The 968-nt window shown below is 43.9% G+C and carries 2 protein-coding genes and 1 pseudogene; all 3 read left to right on the top strand.

The window, feature by feature from the left end; genetic code table 11:
- The coding region (locus ACFIQE_RS10815) for a phage tail assembly protein (RefSeq protein ID WP_375707746.1) at positions 1–210 on the top strand (210 nt) is incomplete at its 5' end.
- A gap of 47 nt (positions 211–257) precedes the next feature.
- Positions 258–320, top strand: coding sequence for a hypothetical protein (locus tag ACFIQE_RS10820; RefSeq protein WP_375674233.1), 63 nt, complete (start codon positions 258–260; stop codon positions 318–320).
- Positions 317–968 (top strand): annotated as a pseudogene (locus ACFIQE_RS10825) (phage tail protein); the annotation flags it as partial. The gene ACFIQE_RS10820 and the pseudogene ACFIQE_RS10825, both read left to right, overlap by 4 nt.

Consider the following 968-nt stretch of genomic DNA (forward strand, 5'->3'; position numbering starts at 1 on the left):
TTACGGCGCCCCAAAACAAAAGATTTGCAAGCAATCGACAAAAAAGAAGGCGTAGAGCAAACAATTGCTATGATCGCACGTCTTTCTGAATGGCCGCATGAGGCTATCAGCGAACTCGACATCAATGATTTGTCAAGCATTGGAGAGATTTTGGAGTCTTTTATCAAACGGCGGGATACCTCGACTGGGAAACCGCCGCTAAACTCATAGCCGATATTGCCATTGTGTTCCATTGGTCCCTTTCAGACATGATGGAAATGGAACTACAAGAACTCATATTCTGGCGAAAACAAGCAGCAGAAAGGTGTAAAACAAAATGAGTGAAAAAGTTGCTGATGCAAAGGTGAAACTGTCTCTTGAAGACAAACTCACCGCGCCTCTTAAACGTGTACAAAAAAAATTCGATACATTGTCTAAAACACTCTCACATAGTTTGGGTATTGTGCGCTTTTCTGCTGCTGTCAAAAACATGACAAAAAGCCTTCATGGCGTTCAAAGTGCTCTTAGCACAGCGGCAAGTCGTGCTTCAGTCTTTACCGGTGTCTTAGGGCTTGCTGGTGGTGGTCTTGTGGCAAGTGTAGCCGCCCTCACCATGAAAACCATGCATCTGGGAGATAGTCTTTATCACGCATCACACCATTTAAATATGAGTGTTGCATCACTTCAATTATGGGGTGATGCAGCCGATAATTCAGGCACTTCTGCCGAACTTTTTCAACAATCCTTAGCGGTTTTAAATAGGCGTTCAGCACAAGCATATGCCGGACAAAAAAGAGGCATGATGGGCTTTGAAGCACTTGGCATTTCTGTCAAAAACACTTCTGGAAAACTCAAATCCACTTCTGTCTTGTTAGAAGAAATTACCGACAAGATGAGTAAGATGAAAAGCCAAGCACAAAGACAGCATATTGCCGCTCTGCTGTTTGGGGGTGATGGCAAAGAAATGGCTTCCATGCTTGCACAAGGCA

The sequence above is a fragment of the Bartonella sp. AA1HLJMS genome, from assembly GCF_042197445.1.
Lineage (GTDB): Bacteria > Pseudomonadota > Alphaproteobacteria > Rhizobiales > Rhizobiaceae > Bartonella.